This window comes from Acinetobacter sp. YH12226, from assembly GCF_013417805.1.
In the GTDB taxonomy this organism is placed as follows: domain Bacteria; phylum Pseudomonadota; class Gammaproteobacteria; order Pseudomonadales; family Moraxellaceae; genus Acinetobacter.
This window is the reverse complement of sequence record NZ_VPDG01000029.1, coordinates 1-2,710: the sequence shown is the minus strand read 5'-3', so window position 1 is coordinate 2,710 and position 2,710 is coordinate 1. Positions and strand designations below refer to the sequence as shown.

Here is a 2,710-nt window from a genome sequence, read left to right as displayed (position 1 = left end):
TAAGTTATGAAGTTATGAAGTTATGAAGTTATGAAGTTATGAAGTTATGAAGTTATGAAGTTATGAAGTTATGAAGTTATGAAGTTATGAAGTTATGAAGTTATGAAGTTATGAAGTTATGAAGTTATGAAGTTATAGACTATTTAATCTGCGAATTAAATAGCCCATATTGTTAAATTTATTTAAATTTTTTATTAACTAAGTCTCTAAAGTCTTCTAAATTTTGTTCGGCTAAGGACTCTAAAGCAATTCTGACAATACTAGATCTGTTAACACGAGCGTTATTACTTTTGATAATTAGCTCATCGATTAACTCGTTTAATTCTTGGTTTAAAGAAAAGGTACAACGAACGAATTTCTTTTGTGAAACTTCTAAATCCTTAACTCTTTTATCAGCTCCAGATATGAAATTTTCAACCAGTTTATCTTGATCTGAAAGCTCATCAATTTTCTTTTTTAAACCACTAAGACCCGCCATAGTTATACTCCTAAAAACTCTTGAGCTATCCCTTCAATTTCTGCTTTTGCTTTAAGATCACTTGTTACCTCAAAAACAGACAAACCATTTTCATCTGCATCATCATAAACATTTCGATTTGTCGTGATTTGGTCTAAGGCTTTTATTCCAAATGATACACAGGCTTCTTTAGCATCTAAAATTCGCTGTACTTGTGACGGTAATGTTGGGCATTGTGTAATGATTGCTCTTGCATTTAAGTTTGGATTTACTGCTTGTGCCAGTTTTAATATTTGTTCCATATGATCTAAAGTCTTTAAGTCTCTACGTTTAGGCCTAAAAGGCAGTAACATATGTGTTGCTATTGTCATAGCGGAACGTAAAGCTTCTGAATCTTGTCCTCCAGCATCAATAACAATATCTTCATATCGTTTTGATAAATCTTTTAAAACTTGACGAATATTGCCTGAAGCTTGTACAGATGGGATATTTTTTAAATCTTCATTTTCATCACGTTCTTTGATCCAATCAGTTGTTGTACCTTGAGGATCTGCATCTAGAAGAAGAATATCTCTATTTTTTATCTGTAAATAAACTGCTAAGTTTTGGGCAAGGCAGCTTTTACCAGCTCCACCTTTTTCACCACCTATTAAAATAATCATAAGTTATGCAAGTTACGTAATTTTATTAACAATAATGTATAAGTTTTAATCTCCTTAATCAACTATTGTGAAAAATAAATTTAAAAATCAAGTTATCCACAAGTTAATGTATTTTTAAATTTATATATATTTATTAAATTTATTTTTATAAGCCTCCTGTATCTCTTGTAGTGTATAGCATTCAGAGGATTTATATAGACATATTCCTGACAATAAGTGGACGTTTTCCTTTATCTAAATTGACATATTCCTGACAATAAGTGGACGTTTTCCTTTATCTAAATTGACATTTTCCTGACATAAGTGGGCGTTTTCCTGACACAAAAAAATCTTCCATTGATGGACATTAAGTGGTATTGTCCACTAATGGTGTTTTATTTCTTTGATCAGAATATGGCGAATTTAATTTATAAAGATAATAACTTAATTGAAGCATCTTATGCGTTGACTTTGTCAGAACAACGCTTAATTTTAGTTGCAATTATTGCAGCTCGTGAAATTGAAAAAGAGCTTACATCGGATACATTGCTAACAATACATGCATCTGAATATATGAAACACTTTAATTTAGGTCGTCAAGCTGCCTATGAAGCTCTTCAGGGAGCGTGTGATAACTTATTCGAACGTAGACTTACCTATAAGACTATAGATCCTGTTACGGGTAAGCCTGCGGTCTATAAAAGCCGTTGGGTATCAAAAGTTGGTTATGTTAAAGAAGCTGCATGTGCTCAACTAATTTTTGCTCCTGATATTTTACAGCTTTTTGTAAAACTTGAAGAAAAGTTTACTCGTTATGAATTAAAGCAAATTTCCCAATTATCTAGCGTATACGCTATACGGCTGTATGAACTTTTGATTAGATGGCGCAGCAAAGGCAAGCTATATACAAGTATGGTTGAATTGCGTGATAAGTTAGGTCTACTTGAAAATGAATATAAAACTATGGGCGATTTTAAAAAGCGTGTATTGACGGTTGCCATAGATCAAATTAATAAATTTACTGATATCGACGTTAGTTATGATCAGAAAAAAGAAGGAAGAAGAATTACACATATTGAATTTTCTTTTAATCAAAAAGATTCCTTAATTGTTAGTGATAAGATCCTGAAACCGACATATCAGTTGACACCAAAACAATCTATATTTTTCGCTCAAAAATTGTGTGACCTTATCAAATATCCTGAATTTGGGGGGAAATATGCCAATGTAGGCGAAGAGATCGAAGAGTTTAAAGAAAGGATTTCACTTGAACTTCTCGACCCAGAAAAGGTAAAAAAGTATTATTCTGATTTATTAAAAGTGGGCTATAAAGAAAAATATAAATCAGAGAAGGCATGATCATCTTGACCAAACCAGGCTTTTCCCCACCTGAATAACGTCGATGAGATTACACCGATGCAATAACTTCGATACATTCCATAGAAAACTCCTTAACCCTAGTGTTATGACTAAGTCTTAATTGAGAAATGTCCGTTTTACTTGAAAACTATTACAATACTCTGCAATTAATATAAATGTATAAAGTTACATAACTTATAAAACTTATGATCTTATGTAAATGCAAGGGAGTTATGTGATAGAAAATTTCTTT

Annotated in this window: 3 protein-coding genes; 1 reads left to right on the top strand and 2 read right to left on the bottom strand. The window is 31.7% G+C overall.

Annotation, left to right across the window (positions count from 1 at the left end; translation table 11 throughout):
- Positions 1-178 precede the first annotated feature (178 nt).
- On the bottom strand, positions 179-478 hold the full coding sequence (locus FTV08_RS15205; RefSeq protein WP_180087616.1) for a hypothetical protein: 300 nt from the start codon (positions 476-478) through the stop codon (positions 179-181).
- Positions 479-480: 2 nt separating this feature from the next.
- On the bottom strand, positions 481-1,119 hold the full coding sequence (locus FTV08_RS15200; protein ID WP_180087615.1) for an AAA family ATPase: 639 nt from the start codon (positions 1,117-1,119) through the stop codon (positions 481-483).
- Between the two features lie 393 nt (positions 1,120-1,512).
- Between FTV08_RS15200 and repM the strand changes: the two genes are divergently transcribed.
- On the top strand, positions 1,513-2,457 hold the full coding sequence (gene repM / locus FTV08_RS15195; RefSeq protein WP_180087614.1) for a replication initiation protein RepM: 945 nt from the start codon (positions 1,513-1,515) through the stop codon (positions 2,455-2,457).
- The last annotated feature ends 253 nt before the right edge of the window (positions 2,458-2,710 follow it).